General features: G+C 48.1%; 15 protein-coding genes. 2 read left to right on the top strand and 13 right to left on the bottom strand.

Annotated features, from left to right (window positions below; translation table 11 throughout):
* Nucleotides 1–79 precede the first annotated feature (79 nt).
* The 3 genes from CXK86_RS07170 to ftsE all read right to left on the bottom strand — a co-directional run bounded on the left by CXK86_RS07170 (nt 80) and on the right by ftsE (nt 3,141).
* Nucleotides 80–1,360, bottom strand: a complete 1,281-nt coding sequence (locus tag CXK86_RS07170; RefSeq protein ID WP_076254090.1) for a murein hydrolase activator EnvC family protein — start codon at nt 1,358–1,360, stop codon at nt 80–82.
* Between the two features lie 187 nt (nt 1,361–1,547).
* A complete protein-coding gene (gene ftsX, locus CXK86_RS07165; protein WP_036667721.1) occupies nt 1,548–2,465 on the bottom strand; it encodes a permease-like cell division protein FtsX in 918 nt (305 codons plus the stop codon).
* On the bottom strand, nt 2,455–3,141 hold the full coding sequence (ftsE, locus tag CXK86_RS07160; RefSeq protein ID WP_024631580.1) for a cell division ATP-binding protein FtsE: 687 nt from the start codon (nt 3,139–3,141) through the stop codon (nt 2,455–2,457). The genes ftsX and ftsE overlap by 11 nt, the downstream gene beginning before the upstream one ends.
* 254 nt (nt 3,142–3,395) lie before the next feature.
* On the opposite strand from ftsE, the gene CXK86_RS07155 reads away from it, so the two are divergent.
* Nucleotides 3,396–4,829, top strand: coding sequence for a VanW family protein (locus CXK86_RS07155; protein WP_076254088.1), 1,434 nt, complete (start codon nt 3,396–3,398; stop codon nt 4,827–4,829).
* A gap of 213 nt (nt 4,830–5,042) precedes the next feature.
* Here the strand turns inward: CXK86_RS07155 and CXK86_RS07150 are convergent, their stop codons facing one another.
* From CXK86_RS07150 to CXK86_RS07135, 4 genes are all read right to left on the bottom strand, one after another.
* Nucleotides 5,043–6,596, bottom strand: a complete 1,554-nt coding sequence (locus CXK86_RS07150; RefSeq protein ID WP_076254086.1) for an MDR family MFS transporter — start codon at nt 6,594–6,596, stop codon at nt 5,043–5,045.
* Between the two features lie 72 nt (nt 6,597–6,668).
* Nucleotides 6,669–7,352: a hypothetical protein gene (locus CXK86_RS07145; RefSeq protein ID WP_076254084.1), complete on the bottom strand. Its 684-nt coding sequence runs from the start codon at nt 7,350–7,352 to the stop codon at nt 6,669–6,671.
* Nucleotides 7,353–7,386: 34 nt separating this feature from the next.
* Nucleotides 7,387–8,115, bottom strand: coding sequence for a polymer-forming cytoskeletal protein (locus CXK86_RS07140; RefSeq protein ID WP_036667725.1), 729 nt, complete (start codon nt 8,113–8,115; stop codon nt 7,387–7,389).
* Between the two features lie 14 nt (nt 8,116–8,129).
* Nucleotides 8,130–8,753: a YhbD family protein gene (locus CXK86_RS07135; protein ID WP_036612427.1), complete on the bottom strand. Its 624-nt coding sequence runs from the start codon at nt 8,751–8,753 to the stop codon at nt 8,130–8,132.
* A 273-nt stretch (nt 8,754–9,026) separates the two neighbouring features.
* Between CXK86_RS07135 and CXK86_RS07130 the strand changes: the two genes are divergently transcribed.
* The gene (locus CXK86_RS07130) at nt 9,027–9,815 is read left to right on the top strand and encodes an alpha/beta hydrolase (protein WP_076254082.1); all 789 of its coding nucleotides are present in this window, start codon (nt 9,027–9,029) and stop codon (nt 9,813–9,815) included.
* A 206-nt stretch (nt 9,816–10,021) separates the two neighbouring features.
* Here the strand turns inward: CXK86_RS07130 and argH are convergent, their stop codons facing one another.
* From argH to argJ, 6 genes are all read right to left on the bottom strand, one after another.
* A complete protein-coding gene (gene argH, locus CXK86_RS07125) occupies nt 10,022–11,425 on the bottom strand; it encodes an argininosuccinate lyase (RefSeq protein ID WP_036612430.1) in 1,404 nt (467 codons plus the stop codon).
* A gap of 107 nt (nt 11,426–11,532) precedes the next feature.
* A complete protein-coding gene (locus CXK86_RS07120) occupies nt 11,533–12,768 on the bottom strand; it encodes an argininosuccinate synthase (RefSeq protein ID WP_076254080.1) in 1,236 nt (411 codons plus the stop codon).
* 325 nt (nt 12,769–13,093) lie between these two features.
* The gene (argF, locus tag CXK86_RS07115; RefSeq protein WP_076254078.1) at nt 13,094–14,059 is read right to left on the bottom strand and encodes an ornithine carbamoyltransferase; all 966 of its coding nucleotides are present in this window, start codon (nt 14,057–14,059) and stop codon (nt 13,094–13,096) included.
* Nucleotides 14,060–14,258: 199 nt separating this feature from the next.
* On the bottom strand, nt 14,259–15,512 hold the full coding sequence (locus CXK86_RS07110) for an aspartate aminotransferase family protein (RefSeq protein ID WP_076254076.1): 1,254 nt from the start codon (nt 15,510–15,512) through the stop codon (nt 14,259–14,261).
* 409 nt (nt 15,513–15,921) lie between these two features.
* A complete protein-coding gene (argB, locus tag CXK86_RS07105; protein WP_036612446.1) occupies nt 15,922–16,761 on the bottom strand; it encodes an acetylglutamate kinase in 840 nt (279 codons plus the stop codon).
* Nucleotides 16,762–17,097: 336 nt separating this feature from the next.
* On the bottom strand, nt 17,098–18,336 hold the full coding sequence (gene argJ / locus CXK86_RS07100; protein ID WP_051447267.1) for a bifunctional glutamate N-acetyltransferase/amino-acid acetyltransferase ArgJ: 1,239 nt from the start codon (nt 18,334–18,336) through the stop codon (nt 17,098–17,100).
* Between the last annotated feature and the right edge of the window lie 102 nt (nt 18,337–18,438).

Here is an 18,438-nt window from a genome sequence, read left to right as displayed (position 1 = left end):
CATTCCCTGAACATGCCAGCTTAGTATATGTCTAGCTTGTACGGAATATGTTTTTTCCATTCGAACGATGGAGCAATAATTACAAATAGTTCATCGGATTTACAGCAGTACCGTTGTCTCTCACTTCAAAATGCAAGTGAGGTCCAGTAGAGTTCCCTGTATTTCCTGACTCCGCAATGGTATCCCCTCTGCTTACTGTGTCTCCCTTGCTGACTTTGAATCCACCTTCGCGCAAGTGACCATATAACGTCCATAGTCCACCGCCGTGGTCCACAATAACCGTATAACCATAACCGCTATACCATTCAGCCATGATCACGATTCCGCCAGAAGCAGCGTGAACCGAAGTTCCCTGAGGAACAGCAAAATCGACACCGGCATGCATTTTACCCACTACGCCCGTAATTGGATGGGTACGGGGGCCGAATCCAGAAGAAATACGTCCTCCAGATACCGGTCTTGAGAAGATACCATTACCGGATGAATACGTGACCTCACTGCTACTATCCGAACTCACTCTAGTAGGCGCCTTGGCTGCAGCTTTCGCCCGAGCCGCTGCTGCGGCTTTTGCTTTGGCTGCGGCTGCTGCCTGCTGTTCACGCAATTTATTTTTCTCTTGAAGAAGTGCCGAACGTTTGCTGGCAATCTGCATTAATACATCTTCCTGCTCTTGTGTCAGCTCTTCTGACTCTTCAATTTTAGCATCATATGAAGCGAGAAGCACTTGCTTTTCCGCTTCTTTTTCATTCAATTGGGACTTGCGCTGTTTCTTCTGTGCATACAGACTCTTGGCTTCCGCATATTGCACATCCAATTCTGCCTTTTTGTCCACGACCAGTTGCTTGTCCGCTTTGTGCTCATCCAGCAGATGCTGATCCTGATCCACAATCGTTTTGAGTGAATCCGCACGGGTCAGGAAGTCAGTGAAGCTAGTAGAGGACAACAATACATCCAGATAGGATACAGCACCGTCCGTATACATCAGGCGTACGCGTGACTCCAACAATTTCTCCCTTGCAACAATGCGTTCTTCTGCCGCTTGCAGATCTTTTTTTGTTGTACGGAGATCTTCCTCCGTGTTCTCGATCTGCAAGGATACACTGGCCAGTTCATCACTAACGACATTGATCTGTTCCATGACAACCTTCAGATAAGCGTTGGTTTTGTTCTTGTAATGCTGTGCTTCCTTTTTGTTGGAAGCCGCTTTTTTTTGCTCCTGCTTGGCAGAAGCCGCCTTGCTCTCCAGTTGCTGAATCTGTTGGTCAATATCGCTGATGCTACTCTTGGCATATCCGTCAGAAGGTTGAAGCGTCAAACTGGCCAATAACGTAAAGGCCAGCAGCGAAGCGGTTTTTTTCAAAATGATGATCCCCCATCCTATGATTTCACAAGAAAGCAACCTGCACAGGTGGTGAACAGCATGTTCTTTGCTTTCTTCAATCTTAAAAGACTCCGTCTTTCCTACATATCGTCAAACAGCGTCCATTAATGAACCTGCTTTACCATTCTTTTCGACATATTCTGCAATTCGATCGTTGAAAACAAAATTAAACGTTGAGTGATTTCCGAATGGACAGCGTACTTCCCAAAATACCTACCAGCACACCAAGTCCGATCAACAGTGTTCCAAACAGCCCCCAGATTTCGCCGAGCGGAATCAAGTTAAGCATCTGCATGAAGACATCCTGACCAATCGTCTTCATCAACTGGCTGTATCCAACAAACAGCACACCAACCGTAATGACCGAGCCAATAAATCCAATGAGTGCACCTTCAATAAAGAAAGGCCAGCGAATAAAGGTATTGGTTGCGCCAACCAGCTTCATAATTCCGATCTCCCGGCGACGTGCCAGAATCGTTACGCGAATCGTATTCGAGATCAGGAACATGGACATCAGACCCAGTCCCCCAACAAAAATAAATCCGATGTTACGAACAAGCTTCGTAAATTTGAACAACACTTCCACCGTTTCCTTGCCGTAGTTCACTTTCATGATCGGCTTCTCCGGGTGTTTTTCGTTCAAAGCTTCGATTTTTTGCGCCACAAAAGTGACGGTTTCCGGTTCAATGACCTCAACTTCAATGGTCTCCGGCAGTGGGTTGTTGTCCACATCGAAACCGCTAAGCACGTTATCTGCGCTCTCTCCAAGACGCTCACGGAACTCCTTGAGTCCTTCTTCCTTGGAAACAAAACGAATCTCACTTACTTCAGGCATCGCACTGATTTCTTTCTCCAACGTGTTACGCAGGTTCTCGTCCACATTCAGTTCGAGGAACGTGCTGATCTCCACTTGGCTATCAACCTGATTCGCCATGGAGTTCACATTGAGCACAAGCAACATAAACACACCAAGAATAAATAACGACACAATGATGGACATGATGGAGGCTACAGACATCCAGCCGTTGCGGAATACGTTTTTGAATCCCTCCCGCAGATGGCGCAAGAGAGTACTAAAATTCATAACCGTATTCCCCTCTCATCTGATCCCGTACAATCTGTCCACGTTCAATCGCAATTACCCGCTTACGCATCGTATTCACGATATCTTTGTTGTGGGTTGCCATAACAATGGTTGTTCCCCGGAAATTAATCTCATCCAGCAGTTGCATAATGCCCCACGACGTCTCCGGATCGAGGTTACCTGTAGGCTCATCCGCGATAATAACCGATGGGTTATTGACGATAGCCCGTGCAATAGCAATACGCTGCTGTTCTCCACCCGAGAGCTGTGAAGGTTCACGATTTGCCTTACTCCGCAGTCCCACCAAGTCGAGCACTTCCATCACCCGTTTTTTGATATGACGCTTCGGCGCTTCAATAACTTCCATCGCAAATGCCACATTCTCAAATGCTGTCATCCGTGGCAACAGACGAAAATCCTGGAACACAACGCCGATGTTACGACGCACATAAGGAATCTTTCTTGGCTTTAACTTACCAATATTAAATCCGTTAATGGATATTTGTCCTTTGGTCGGAACTTCTTCTCTGTACATCAATTTCATAAATGTCGATTTACCTGCGCCGGACGGACCGACGATATAAACAAATTCATTGCGGTCGATCTTCACCGACACCCCTTGTAATGCGTGGGTCCCATTGGCGTAGGTCTTCCACACGTCCTGCATTTCTATCACATCATCACTTCCTGCTCGCATAGTTAGCCATTATAATTTCGACACAATCCCGGCATTTCCTTTAAAAAGACCTGAATTTCATCAGGAAAAAATCCACTTCGTTCCTGTTTCAATGGTGAAGCATGGATTCATATGAAGTTTATTGTAACAAATTTGTTACCTATTGAGTACCCGAAAGTTTTCCTGCATTGGATCATATATATAGAAAGTGTTACAAAGTCGGGAACAACCGAAGTATAAAGGAGCGTACGGTTATGAAAAAAATACATTTGACGGTCATTGTTCTATTCTCCATCCTCTTGATCGGCTCCGCGTCTTATGGATTGCTGTATATGTACGTGAATCAACCTGCCCTGCCCAAAGATGTCCATGTTGGCGGCATGCTGGTAGAGGGGAAGAATCGCAAGGACGTATTGCATGAATTGGATGAACAGATCCAAAAGCTGGAGGACTGGCCTGTCACCTTTGAAGTGACTGAACCCAACCCCCAGACGATGTCGTATACCGCAGCTCAGGTGGGGGTGAGCTACAACGTTAACAGCTTGAAATCCGCGATACAGCAGCTGGAGGAAGGTAACCTGTGGGAACGCGCTTATGCACGTTATCATTTTCCGAAAGAGTTCTCTCTCGATATGACCTATAACTCAAGACCACTCCAAGAACATCTCAGCCCTGCCTGGGAAAAAGAAACCTTCGGTACACCTGCGGACGCTGTTCGCCGCATTACCACAAGTGATAAAGTCCAGTATATCCCGGAAAAGGGCGTCCGCCGCATTGATTGGGATACACTCACAAGTCTCATTCAGACCAAGTTGCACCGAGATTTCAGTGTACTGAACCCGGATGAAAAACCCGCCCCATTGCTGATCCAGGTACCACTGTATACGCTGAAACCTGAAGTAACTCTTGATTCGCTGCGCCAGGAAGGCATTGACCGAAAGATCATCCAGTTCTCCACGGGTCTGGGCAATAGTAGTGAAGGCCGGATACATAATGTCAGCGCAGCAGCGGAAGCGATTAACGGCATGATTTTGCCACCAGATGCCACATTTGATTATGAAAAGGTCGTCCGTCAAGCTGAAAAGGAGTATGGGTTTCGTGAGGCCCCGGTCATTGTTAATGGCAGACTAACCCCCGGAATTGGCGGGGGAATCTGTCAGGTATCCAGTACGGTGTATAACGCAGCGCTATTGACGGGTCTTGATATTATTGAGCGTCGCAACCATTCCCTGCCGGTCAAATATTTGCCCAAAGGACTGGATGCCACCTTTGCCTCGGGAGCCATCAATTTTCGCTTCAAGAACAATACAGGCAAGTCCTTACTCATTCATGCAGAGGTGAAGAACCATCAATTGATGGTGAAATTTTTCGGCACCTTCCCAGAGAATGTCAGCTATGCACTTGAATCTCGCACCATTGAAACATTAAGTGTTCCGGTAAAGTATGTGTCCAGTACTGTACTGCCTGATGGTGCACAGCAGGTGCTGCAAGACGGACAGCCTGGATATATTGTGGAGACGGTAAGAACCAAGAGGCTGGACGGCAAAGTGGTCGAATCCAAAACGATTACACGGGACACTTACAAAGCTCAGAATCGTCTAATTGCCCGATCCGGTCATAGCAGCCTACCTGACCCGCAAGGGCCTTCTGTGGTCGAGGACGGGATTAGCGATACGAAACAGCCTTAGGCTCCTTTTCTGAAGCAGCCAAAAGAGTTCAATCTGTAATTCATGCATTCTAGGATAAACTGATCCTACGAAAACAAAAAGACACACTTCCCGTCCCTTTTAAGGATACGCGAGAAGTGTGTCTTTTCATGGTTTAAGATATGTTATTCGAGTTTTACCAAGCTACGATCAGCTGTACTACCTTAACTTATAGTTAGTTTACTGCATTACGGTTTAGTGACCGCCGGTGTATTCGCCTTGCTCTTCGCCTACAACCATCTTCTCTTTCCCCATGAAGAAGGAAGCGACCAACGCGAGTGCAGCCGGAATGACAGCCCAGGCAAATAACTGCACGATGGAAGAGGACAGGGCATGTGTGATGGTATCCAGCACCTGAGGCGGAATCGCCTGTCTAAGTTCTGGTGAGAGCAGCGCATGTGGATCGGTCAGATCCACTCCCTGCGGCACGCCACCCGCTGAAGCACCGCCTGCTTCCGCAGCTGAACCAGCGAGAGCATCGTTCATTTTACGCGTAAATACCTGGCTCTGTACGATACCAAAGATCGTAATGCCCATCGTCATGCCGAGGGACCGCAAAAAGTTAAGTGTGGAGCTTGCTGCTCCGCGCCTTTGCGGTTCAAATGCGTTCATGGCTGCATTGCTAAGTACAGAGAACGACGCACCGACACCCAGACCAACCATCACCATGTAGATACGTATCGTCCAAAGGGAAGAATTCTCATCCAGTGTGGTCAGCAATCCAAGTCCAATGACAAGTAAAGCTAACGTAGGGATCATGATATTACGATACTTGATTTTGGTCATCAGCACCCCGCCCAAGGACGCCGTCACAACGGACCCAAGCATCATGGGTAGCAACACAAGACCGGAGTTGGTCGCTTTACCACCAAGTACCCCCTGTATGAAGATCGGAATGTACACGGATGCTGTAATGAACGCCGCACCACTGAACATACCAATAACGTTACTGGACCAGTAGACCCGGTTGCGGAACATGCTGAAGGAGATGATTGGTTCTTTGGCTTTGGTTTCTGCAAAAAGGAAGAGCAGCGCTAATGCTACAAATCCGGCAAACAAGCCAAGAATCTGCCACGAACCCCAGGCAAATGTTTTGCCGCCCAGTTCCAGACCAAAGATCAGGCACACAACAGCACCGATCAGTGTTACAGCACCCAGCCAGTCGATCTGTTGGGATTGATGCTGATGGGATTCTTTATAAAAGAACGCAATGAACACAAATGCAATCAAGCCTAGCGGCAGGTTGATATAGAATACCCATTCCCATGTCGCATACTGGGTAATGTAAGCACCGAGCAGAGGTCCGAATACGCTGGAGAGGCCAAAGACGGCTCCAAACAATCCACCCAATTTACCACGAGATTCTGGTGCAACGACATCAAACATGATCGTAAAGGCAATCGGCACCAGGGCCCCCGCACCAATACCTTGAATCGCTCTGTACATCGTCAATTCCACAATAGACGTTGCCGTTCCGCACAGCGCTGAGCCAAGCATAAACACAATAATACCAAATACAAAAAACTTCTTCCGTCCATACATATCGGATAACTTACCAAAGATCGGCATCCCTGCCATCTCAGCCACCATGTACGCGGAGGTAACCCAGACGAACTTGTCGAGCCCACCCAGCTTCCCGACAATATCCCCCATAGCTGTTGCCACGATGGTATTATCCATCGAAGCCATTAGTATGCTGAGCAGTAACCCTGCCAGCACCAATCCAATACTGTTTTTACGTGCAGCCATTGTACTCAATCTCTCCATTCACGCTCTATTCATATGACTGCATTAGTATATCCGAAAAGAAGTCTGCGTTAATCAGTCCAAGGACCGATTGCTTTGCAGCAAAACTTCCGATTGCGGATGAATTTGCAGAGATGAACGATATTCCACTGTACCAATCCGGCAGCCAGGACCGATTTTTATTTTATCGCCACGGACAATCTCGGCTTCCGTATTCTCTAATTCAATGTCATCACCTTCGATAATCTGTGCCTTGAGAATTGATTTATTCCCCGTAAACAAGTCATTCAACCGGCCACTCTTCACCGAGATGATGGAACCGCCCATTTCCTTGACCTCGGATGGACCCATGATTTTGAGCGTCATGTGTTCAGCGCTGAGCATCCCAGCTATCGTCAAACGGCCGTTCAGCTTGATATTTTCCGCCTGACAATCCCCTGACAGATAAAGTTCACCGACCACTTTTATATGCTCAGCTTTGGCACGCAGGCCAGATGCCTGGATTCCATCCTCACCATCGTTGCTGGTCTCTCGCTCTGTTAGAGTCAGGGTTCCGGTAATTTTAATATCTGTGGATTCAAGCGATCCGTATATGACCGATGTACCCGTACATTTGAATCGATCACAAGATAGATTGTCGTTAAAGGACGCGTCCCCTACGACCTTGATCTTGCCGTACACGCCACCAGAAGAACTGCCATCACCAACGATGCTGATATCCATTTTTTTGTCCAATGAACGCCCCGGATTGTTATTCATGTCGATCCCATCCCTTTCTCTCCATATGCAAACTTTAAATTCGCTGACTGCTGCCCACCTTGGCATCCTGATCTACCTCAAGTTCACCTGAATACTCAACCAGTCTGATGTTACAGCCGCGACCGATAAAAATGTTACTCCCCCGAACAATGTCAGCTTCGGTATCTTCCAGCACAATCTCATCACCCTCAATTAAGGATGTCTTAAATGAAGGGGTCCCGCCCAGACCAATACTTTTCCAAAATCCATTCTGTTGTTCCTTGCGACGAATATCGATACGCTCTCCGCCAATCTCTTTAGCCGAAGAAGATGTATGCAGCCTGATCTCCACTGTTCCCGCATTCAGTAAACCGCTGATCTTAATATTGCCCCGTACATTCAGGGACTCACATTGGACATCCCCTTCAATATCGATCACACCGCCAATATCAATTCGTTCCCCATCTACTCTTCCACGTACGGTACACTTTCCGTTCACTTCAAGTTCAGGGCTATGGAGATCTCCGTTAATCGTCGTCATGCCATCCACCCGGACACGAGAACTGGTCAGAGGTCCATTCAACGTGCACATGCCGTTAATCGCTACACTCTCGGAGGTCAAAGCGCCGTGCATCTTCAATGTTCCATTCACTTCCATAGAGGTGCAGTCCAGGTTGCCGTTCACCTTAGCCATGCCATCGATAGATACACGGTGAAAATTCCCGCCTGCCGTTTGACTTATGCCCGCCACATTCAGATCATTCCGCTTATTCCGCTCTTCCATAGATGATCCTCTCCTTATCCCAATTTGAGTTTTAATTCTTCCATAAATGTTCCCATCGGCTGCCTAAGAACCACTTTCACACCATTGTCAAAATAAAACTCCGTTCCTGCTGTTACCAGCATGAATGAAGGAACACCCATCTTACGAATAAGCACGAGTTCGCTGGGTTTGCCTGTAAAACGGTAATAATGTTCGGACATCACTTCGATCAGCAACGCACCCTCTTGCCGAGTAATATCTCCGCTCATTAACAGCTTATCAAGGACGTAGAGCATCATAATCTGCTCCAAAGCATACAGCGGTTGTTCTCGACCTGCTTCTTTTAACAGATCCAGCGAGATTTGTGAAACAATGTTTCGCTCTAATAGTTGCTGTGCAGACATCTCTACTTCACCCAACGTAGGTGAGAACACGTCTGCCAGCTCATCCAGCGATAATCCGTCTTTCATATTGAGAATCTTGTCAATGCGCAGTAAAATCTGTTGTTTGGGAAAAAAGGTCTCTTGTCCGGTGTAGGACGACTTCCGAATGAACCATTCTTCCGGAATGAGATTTTTCCGCTTCCAGCGGTATAACTGGCCGTATGAGATTCCTGTCAGGTCCAACAATTCTTTCTTGGAGATCAAATCATCTGTCATATATGGTCCCCCTTTTTATTGAAATGAGTGTAACATAACATTGTTACGTTGTAAACTACATTGAAAAATCGATGATCAGATTACAGATTTCCACTTTAACCACTGGTGTGAAATTCTTTGTTTTCTACTGTAGATCTTGTTATTGCAATGGAAGCGTAATGCGTATAACCTGTTACATATAAACACTTTGGAGGCCTAGGCATCCGATTTCATCCCATCGTCTCATGTCAGAACACGTGGTTAACGAACTTATGAAAGGGGTTTCTTATACTCATGGCACTTATTAAATGTGATTTTTACTCGGATACGCTCGGGCTTAGCACCAGCATGCATGTCATTCTGCCGCAACAAACCCACAATCAGATCGGTATGGAGAATGTGACTGGCAAAGGACTACACCCAACCCTGTACCTGCTGCACGGTCTGTCTGATGATGATTCCATCTGGCTGCGCCGGACTTCCATCGAACGTTATGTGGCCAACCTCGGGATCGCCGTTGTTATGCCACAGGTACACCGCAGCTTCTATACAGATATGGTAGAAGGCGGACGTTATTGGAGCTTTATCAGTGAAGAACTGCCGGCACTTGCTCGTTCTTTCTTCCCGCTGTCAGATCAACGGGAGGACAACTTCGTTGCCGGATTATCCATGGGTGGCTATGGGGCGTTCAAGCTGGCCCTTCGTAAACCAGATCAATATGCGGCTGCTGCCAGTTTGTCTGGAGCACTCGATATGTCTGCACATATGGATAGAAACGCATCCTCTGCATTGCAACAGACGGAGTTACAACGGATTTTCGGACCACAGGTGGCAGGCACTGAGAATGATCTGATTCATCTGTTAAAAGAAAGCCAATCTAGCGAAAGTCCTCGACCTTTGCTCTACCAATGCTGCGGAACGGAAGATTTCCTGTATGAGGATAATCAAACCTTCCGTCAAGCCTGTGAACAGACGAACTTCGAACTGACATACGAGGAAGGGCCTGGTGAACATGAGTGGGGCTACTGGGATGCCAAGATTCAGGATGTATTGAAATGGTTGCCTTTACAAAAGCGCGATTAGTGGAGAATTACAATGGAGCTACCGCGAGTAACTAAACTGGTACTCCGATAGTAGAACAACCTACCTTCCATTCGCGGTTGAGTTCAATATATCTAGAGCACATCGCTGTAAAACACAAAAGCAGGCCGCTGAGAACAAAGTTCTCTGGCCTGCTTCTTTGTTGTACCGTTGTATCTGTAAGGGTACCTTATATAGTAGCGGTGGTATTAACCGCGGTTCGTAATCCATTGCTCGGTAATCTCTAACACCTTCTCACTGCGTCCAATCGCTTCAGCAACTTGACCCGAAGCAGTTCCGCCGTAAACATTACGAGCGTTCACTACCGCTTCCGGTTGCAACACATCATAGATCCGGTCATCAAACAGTGGTGAGAACTGACGGAATTCATCAATCGTCAGATCCAGCAAATACTTGCTGTTCTGGATGCAGTACAGTACCGTTTTACCAATCACTTCATGCGCCTGACGGAAAGGCAAGCCTTCTCCCACGAGGAAGTCAGCAATATCCGTAGCGTTGGAGAAATCCTGGTTGACCGCTTGACGCATCCGATCCTTGTTCACTGTCATTGTCGCGATCATTGGAGCAAACAGTTGCAGCGCACCCTCCAGCGTCGCTACTGTGTCAAACATACCTTCTTTGTCTTCCTGCATGTCTTTGTTGTATGCCAGTGGAAGAGATTTCAGTACCGTCAGCAAACCGATCAGGTTGCCGTACACACGTCCTGTTTTACCACGCACGAGTTCAGGAACGTCCGGATTTTTCTTCTGAGGCATGATGCTGCTGCCTGTGCAGAATGCATCGTCCAGTTCAACGAATCCAAACTCCGTGCTGCTCCACAGGACCAACTCTTCACTCAGACGGGACAAGTGAGTCATGATCAGCGAAGCGGCTGCCAGGAACTCAACGATAAAGTCACGGTCGCTTACTGCGTCCAGACTGTTCTCGTAAACCCCATCAAAGCCCAGTTGTTCCGCCACAAAATGACGGTCAATCGGGAATGTTGTGCCCGCGAGCGCACCTGCGCCCAGTGGCAGGATGTTAATGCGTTTGTAGCTGTCCATTAGACGCTCGGCATCCCGTTGGAACATGGATACATACGCCATCAGGTGATGAGCGAACAGGATCGGCTGTGCCCGTTGAAGATGCGTATAACCCGGTACAATCGTATCGAGGTTATCTTTCGCTTGTCCAATCAGTGCTTCCTGCAAGGAATGCAGCATGCCTACAAATCCAACCACGCGTTCGCGCAGGTATAGGTGCATATCCGTTGCTACCTGGTCATTCCGGCTACGGCCTGTATGTAATTTGCCGCCTACAGGGCCAATCGTCTCGATCAGGTTTTTCTCAATATTCATGTGGATGTCTTCGTCCGATACGGAGAATTCCACTTCGCCCGCACGGATTTTGTGCAGAACGGTGATCAATCCTTCTTTGATGGTCTCTACATCTTCCGCCGGCAGAATACCGCATTTGCCCAGCATTGTCACATGGGCCAGACTGCCCTGAATATCTTCCTCAGCCAAAGCTTTGTCAAAATTGATCGATGCCGTATATTCCTCAACCAAATGATTGGTTTGTTTTGTAAAACGTCCTCCCCACAGCTTGCTCACGGTGAGTACTCCCCTTTCGCTCATGGACAAAGCCGCTCCTGCCAGATGTGCAAGAACGGCCTGCCTTGTCATTTATATTGATATAGCTCTATAGATGCAGGTTGAAATTAGTTTTTGTTTTGCTCCACGCCGGAGTTTACTTTCAAACGCAGTGCATTCAGGCGGATAAAGCCTGTTGCATCACCTTGATCGTAAGCTTGCGTTGGATCAGCTTCCATCGTTGCGATGTCCGGATTGTAGAGGCTGACAGAACTTTTCACACCTGCGCCGATGATGTTGCCTTTGTACAGTTTCACACGAACCGTACCTGTTACGTTCTTCTGGCTTTCAGTCACCAGCGCTTGCAGCGCCAGACGTTCCGGTGCGAACCAGAAGCCGTTGTAAACGAGTGTGCTGTAACGTGTGATCAGGCTATCACGCAGGTTCATCACTTCACGGTCCATCGTGATGGACTCCATTTTGCGATGTGCGGTGAACAAGATTGTTCCACCTGGTGTTTCGTATACGCCACGGCTCTTCATACCAACAAAACGGTTCTCAACCATATCTACACGGCCAATACCATGTTTGCCACCCAGCTCGTTCAGTTGCTCCATCACTTGCAGTGGGCTCAAGCGCTCACCGTTCAGTGCAACACAGTCACCTTGTTCGAATTCCAGTTCAACATATTCCGCTTGATCTGGTGCATCTTCAGGTGCACTGCTCAGCAGGAACATGTCTTTGTTCTCGTCCGCGCTTGGATCGAACCAAGGATCTTCGAGCACACCGCTCTCATAGCTGATATGCAGCAAGTTACGGTCTGTGGAGTATGGTTTAGCCGCAGAAGCGGTTACCGGAATACCATGTTTCTCAGCGTACGCGATCATCTCGGCACGTCCCGGGAATTGGTTACGGAATTCTTCCAGACGCCAAGGTGCAATTACGTTAATGTCTGGTGTCAGTGCAGCCGCGTTCAACTCAAACCGAACTTGGTCATTTCCTTTACCTGTAGCGCCGTGAGCGATGGCTGTAGCACCTTCTGCACGAGCGATGTCCACCATACGTTTAGCGATCAGTGGACGAGCAATACTTGTGCCAAGCAGGTATTGTCCTTCATAGAGGGCACCTGCCTGGAACATCGGATAGATGAAATCTTTTGCGAATTCATCGCGTAGATCGTCGATGTATACTTTGGAAGCGCCTGTTGCCAGTGCTTTTTCCTCCAAACCATCCAGTTCGTCCTTTTGTCCAATATCCGCTGTGAAAGCGATAATCTCAGCATCATACGTTTCTTTCAACCATTTCAAAATTACAGATGTGTCCAACCCGCCTGAATACGCGAGTACAATTTTTTCCTTAGCCATGTTCGATGGTCCTCCCCAAGATCAGTTAAGTTAAACAGAGCCTTCATACACTGAATCCTACGAGCCAGAAAATCCTTCCGATCACTGTTATCCCCAGATTTTTTTCATCCCTTTATGACAAAGGGTAAAATCTGGGGATAGCCTATGCTTCCGATGCAGCTTTCTTTCAGAAAGCTTTCAGGCGACCGCTTCGCTTCTTCAGGCTTTTTCTGTCTCTCCGTGTTTGTGTATGCTTCTTATTTAATTAACTTTTTAAAGTACATTATAGATGAATCTATCATCGCGAAATCTGCGCCTAAAATCAACCCATAAAGGCAAATAGCATCTATTCGCTCATTAATGCAGCCATTAATGCTTTCTGTGCATGCAAGCGATTCTCCGCCTGATCAAAGATCAGAGAGTTCGGTCCGTCAATTACACCGGCACTCACTTCTTCGCCGCGGTGTGCTGGCAGACAGTGCAAGAACATGTAGTCCGGCTTCGCACCTTTCATCAGCGCCTCGTCCACTTGATATGCGGCAAATGCCTGCTCCCGAATCTTCTGTTCTTCTTCAAAGCCCATGCTCGCCCATACATCCGTATACACGATATCTGCATCTTTCGCAGCTTCTTGTGCACTGTAGGTTACAGTCACTTCAGAACCGCTCTCCTGTGCGATAATGCGCGCCTGCTCCACAACTGCGCTATCCGGCTCATAGCCTTCTGGCGTTGCTACAGCAACATGCATTCCCATCTTCGCTGCTCCGAGCATCAGGGAGTGCGCCATATTGTTGCCATCTCCGATGTAGGCCATTTTCAGACCTGCCAGCTTGCCTTTGTGCTCCAGCACCGTTTGGAAGTCTGCCAGTACCTGACAAGGATGCGCTGCATCGCTCAGGCCGTTAATGACTGGAACATCCGCATGCTCTGCCAGTTCAGTTACATTATGGTGTCCAAAGGTACGGATCATGATGCCATCCAGGTAGCGGGACAATACTTTGGCTGTATCATGTGTTGTTTCCCCACGACCCAGCTGGATATCATTTTTGCTCAGGAAAAGCGCGTGTCCGCCCAATTGGAACATACCCACTTCAAAGGATACACGCGTACGTGTAGATGATTTTTCAAAAATAAGTCCGATCGTTTTACCTTTCAACGGTTGAAAAGGTACACCGTTTTTTTGCTTGCCTTTAATCTCAATTGCGAGATCAAGCAGATAACGAATCTCCTCTGCTGTGTAGTCCGTGAATTCGATAAAATCCCGGCCTCTCAGATCAATCTTCTGAATCTTTTCCGTCTGTTGTGCTGTCATGTATAATGTCCTCCTTATTTCCGGTTCCCTGCACCCGCATGGGCAGAAGAGAGAGCAACATTGACACTTTGTCTTGGTGCTTCTCAAGTTTATTCTTTTCCGCCTTCTGCAAGTTCACCGCGCGGCTACAGGGATTCATCATCTCGTTCTGCTTCGAGGCCGGTAATGGCCCCGAGACAGAAAGGTTCTCATTTTTATGTTAGGCTTTCGCCGCTACGTGCTCTTCGATCAATGTGCCTACCAGGGATACGGCCTCTTCGATCTCTTCTTTGCTCACATACAGGTTCGGAAGCAAACGAATCACATTGGGTCCTGCAGAGACGAACAAGATCCCGCGTTTTTGCCCAGCAAGCACAATATCACCTACCGGCTCAGCACATTCGATGCCGACCAACAATCCCAAACCACGTACTTCCTTCACAAAGGAATTACCCGCCAAACGATTCCGCAGGGAGCTCATCAGGTATTCACCCATCTCCGCTGCACGCTCTGGCAAACGATCTTCCAGCATCGTTTCGATGGTTGCTATCACAACGGATGAAGCAAGTGGTGTTCCGCCAAATGTTGTCGCATGACTTCCTGGCGTGAATGCATCCCGCAGGAAACCTTTACCCAGCATTGCGCCTACAGGGAAACCACTGCCGATACCTTTGGCAACGGTGAACACGTCTGGCTCAATGCCATAATGTTCGTGCGCAAACAGTTTACCCGTACGTCCCATTCCCGTTTGAACTTCATCGACAATCAACAGCAACCCATGCTCGTCACACAATTTCCGTACATGTTTGACGAATTCCGGTTCAACCGGATATACACCACCCTCGGCCTGAACCATTTCCAGCATAATAGCTGCTGTGTTGGGTCCAATTGCCGCTTCAAGGGCAGGGATATCATGCAAAGGTACAGTTACAAATCCGGCTGGCAATGGCAAAAATCCTTCTTTCACCTTATCCTGTCCGGTTGCTGTCAGCGTTGCGAGTGTCCGTCCATGGAAGGACTGGGCAAATGTGATCACTTCATAGCGATCTGTACCCTTCACCTTCTGGTGATAACGACGTGCTACTTTAATAGCTGCTTCGTTCGCTTCGGCACCACTGTTACAGAAAAACACTGCGTCAGCACATGTATTGGCTGTCAGCAATGCTGCTGCCTTCTCCTGGCCTGGAATCTGGAACAGGTTGGATACATGCCACAGCTCATCAATCTGAGCTTTCAGCTTGGCTCCAACTTTCTCCGGTGCATGGCCCAGGCTAGTTACAGCGAGTCCGCACATGAAATCGAGATAGCGGTTCCCCTGATCGTCCCATAACCAGCTGCCTTTACCTTTGACCAGACTGATTGGATAACGTGCATACGTTTGGAAAAGCGAGCTTTCCGTCTGTGTCGCTGCACCTGTTGCTGTTGCGCCCGCTACCGCTGTGCCAGAACCTGGCTGTTCGTTGCCTTTTGCCATGACCCTATCACTCCTTATTGGTTGGTGCAACGGCAATTATATAAGAGCTCTTATTTACACTAGATCACTCCGATTGCGGAACCATCTTCCGAACGTATGCATACTCCACTTCGATGACAGAACAACCTTCCGATCGCTGTTATCCCTGGATTTTTTTTATTCCCCTTCAATGGGGAAAATCCTGTGATAAAGGCGAGATGATGCTTACGAAGTAGCTTTCTTTCAGAAAGCTTTTAGCTCCGCTTCTTCAGGTTATTTCTGTCCTCTCCGTTATGCATTTTTATTCTTCAGATTGGTTCTGCACCCTACGATATGTGAGTGTAATATTAGATTTCTTATATTAAAAAGCCGTGCACATATTTTTATATATAATATAAGGCTATTAAGACCCTAGCGCATCGAGAGCAAATTATTGCATACGGATGATTCTTGTTCCGATGATTTCTCCGCCGAGCACTCGGCTCAGGATTTGGGGTTCGCTGCCGTCTACGATGACGACCTCACGTACTTGACCATGAATACAAGCGATAGCTGCACGCACTTTGGGAATCATGCCGCCATAGATTTCTCCAGTCTGGATCATGTCCTCAATCTCTTGTACAGATACGGATGGCAGTACTTTTTTCTCGCTGCCTACGTTCTTCATGATGCCAGGAACGTCTGTCACGACAATCATCCGGCTTACGCCGAGATGAGATGCCACTGCACCCGCAGCTGTATCTGCGTTAATGTTGTAGCGTTGTCCAGTTGCATCTACGCCAACCGGTGCGATAACCGGCATGTATCCCATGTTCACGATACCTTGGATAATCTCTGCGTTCACACCAGTGACATCACCTACCCAACCGATCTCTGCGTGGTTCGATACGGGCTTCGCCTGAATCAGACCTCCATCGACGCCGGACAAGCCTAGTGCACGGCCGCCCACACGCTGAATCAGGCGCACGATCTGTTTGTTGATGCTACCCGCCAGGACCATCTCCACTACGTCCAGCACAGGTTCAGTCGTTTTGCGCAGGCCGTTAACGAATTCGGTTTCGATACCAAGCTTCGCCAGGTTATCCGAGATCGCAGGACCTCCGCCATGCACGATTACCGGCTGTGTGCCCTGAGACTGCAGATCACGCAGATCCGCAAAGAAAGACTCGGGCAATGCTGCCAGCGTGCTGCCTCCACATTTCATGACAAACATCTGTTTCTCTGTGCTCGCTTCCGTTGCGGTACTCTCGTTTGGCATTATTGAATTCATGAGGGCAAGCTCCTATCATAGTAAAAATTATATTCAAAAAAATATAACACTTTTATAAGGTGACGAAGGCTGGTAGGAGTCCATTCCGAATTCGGATTGTTCTTTCGATCGCTGTTGTCTCCAGGTTTCTTGAATTATCCCTATATAGGGGAACACCCGGAGACAAAGGCGACCGCTCCGCTTCTGCAGAATCAATTCCGTCTTCTCCATTACTATCGCTATATGTCCAACACCAAACAACAAGTTTAAATTTCATTGATAATTTTTGAAACATCTCACGAAACAGCTTCACAATAGAAGACAGCTGTTTCGCAAAACCTTTACCCCAAAGGTTTATTACGTGCGGTATGCGGCGTTAATTCGTACGTAGTCATACGTCAGGTCACAGCCCCAGGCTGTTGCTGTTCCTTCGCCGTGGTGCAAATCCACCACGATGCGAACTGTATCGGTCTGCAAATAGGCCAATGCTGCTTCTTCGTCAAACACGACCGGGCGGGACTGTGCGAGTACGGAGATATCTCCCAAACGAATATCTACCGTATCCGGGTTCACCGGCTGTCCTGCACGCCCTACGGCTGCAATAATCCGTCCCCAGTTGGCGTCTGCGCCAAACATGGCGGATTTCACCAGACTGGAACCGATGACAGTTTTCGCGATTGCTTGCGCGGAATCATCACTTACCGCACCTGTAACTTCTACCTCAACCAGTTTGGTTGCTCCTTCGCCATCGCGAGCAATGGCTTTGGCCAGCACTTGGCATACATAGGTGAATCCAGCTGCAAAAGCATCCCAATCCGGGTGCTCCATCGTCAGCTCTTCATTGCCTGCATATCCACTAGACATCGCTACCAGCATGTCGTTTGTACTTGTATCCCCATCGACTGTAATCATGTTGAATGTATGATTCGTTGCCTGACGCAACAGGCGCTGCAACGCTTCTGCACCAATGACCGCGTCAGAGGTCATGAAAGCGAGCATTGTCGCCATATTCGGATGAATCATACCCGAGCCTTTGGCGGCTCCCGCAATCGTAACCGTCTTGCCGTTAACCAGAACGGAGACGCAAGCTTCCTTTTTCACCAAATCCGTTGTCAGAATCGCTTGTGAAAATTGCTCCGCCTCATTCGACTCCTTGCCCATATGCGCTGGAAGACCAGTAATGCCTAAATGTACAGCATCCATTTTGAGCAATTCACCAATGACACCTGTGGATGCCACAGCCACGTCCTCTTCTGCCACACCCAACTCACGCGCAGCCGCCGAACGCATCGCATAAGCATCTTCTTCCCCTTGTTGCCCTGTACATGCATTAGCATTACCACTGTTAACGATAACAGCCTGAAGGCGTCCATTGCTCAAGCTTTCGCGCGTTACTTTGAGTGGTGCCGCTTGAAACACGTTCGTTGTGTATACAGCAGCAGCTGTAGCCGGTACATCACATCGGATCGCTCCGATGTCATTGCGAGATGTCTTTTTCAATCCGCAGTGAAGTCCACCAGCAGTGAATCCCTCAGGGGTTACAATTGTTCCGTTCTCAACCACGGTAAAAGTCTGTTGCTCCACATTCGTTCCCATATCATATCCCCCGTATGCGTTCAGCTATATGCTGATGATCGCCTGCTTAACCTGATCCGTTCTCCCTAGAAGACTCTGAGAGAGAGCACTCTTACACCGAAT

This window comes from Paenibacillus sp. BGI2013 (assembly GCF_002843485.1).
GTDB lineage: Bacteria > Bacillota > Bacilli > Paenibacillales > Paenibacillaceae > Paenibacillus > Paenibacillus amylolyticus.
This window is presented reverse-complemented; position numbering and strand designations above follow the sequence as displayed.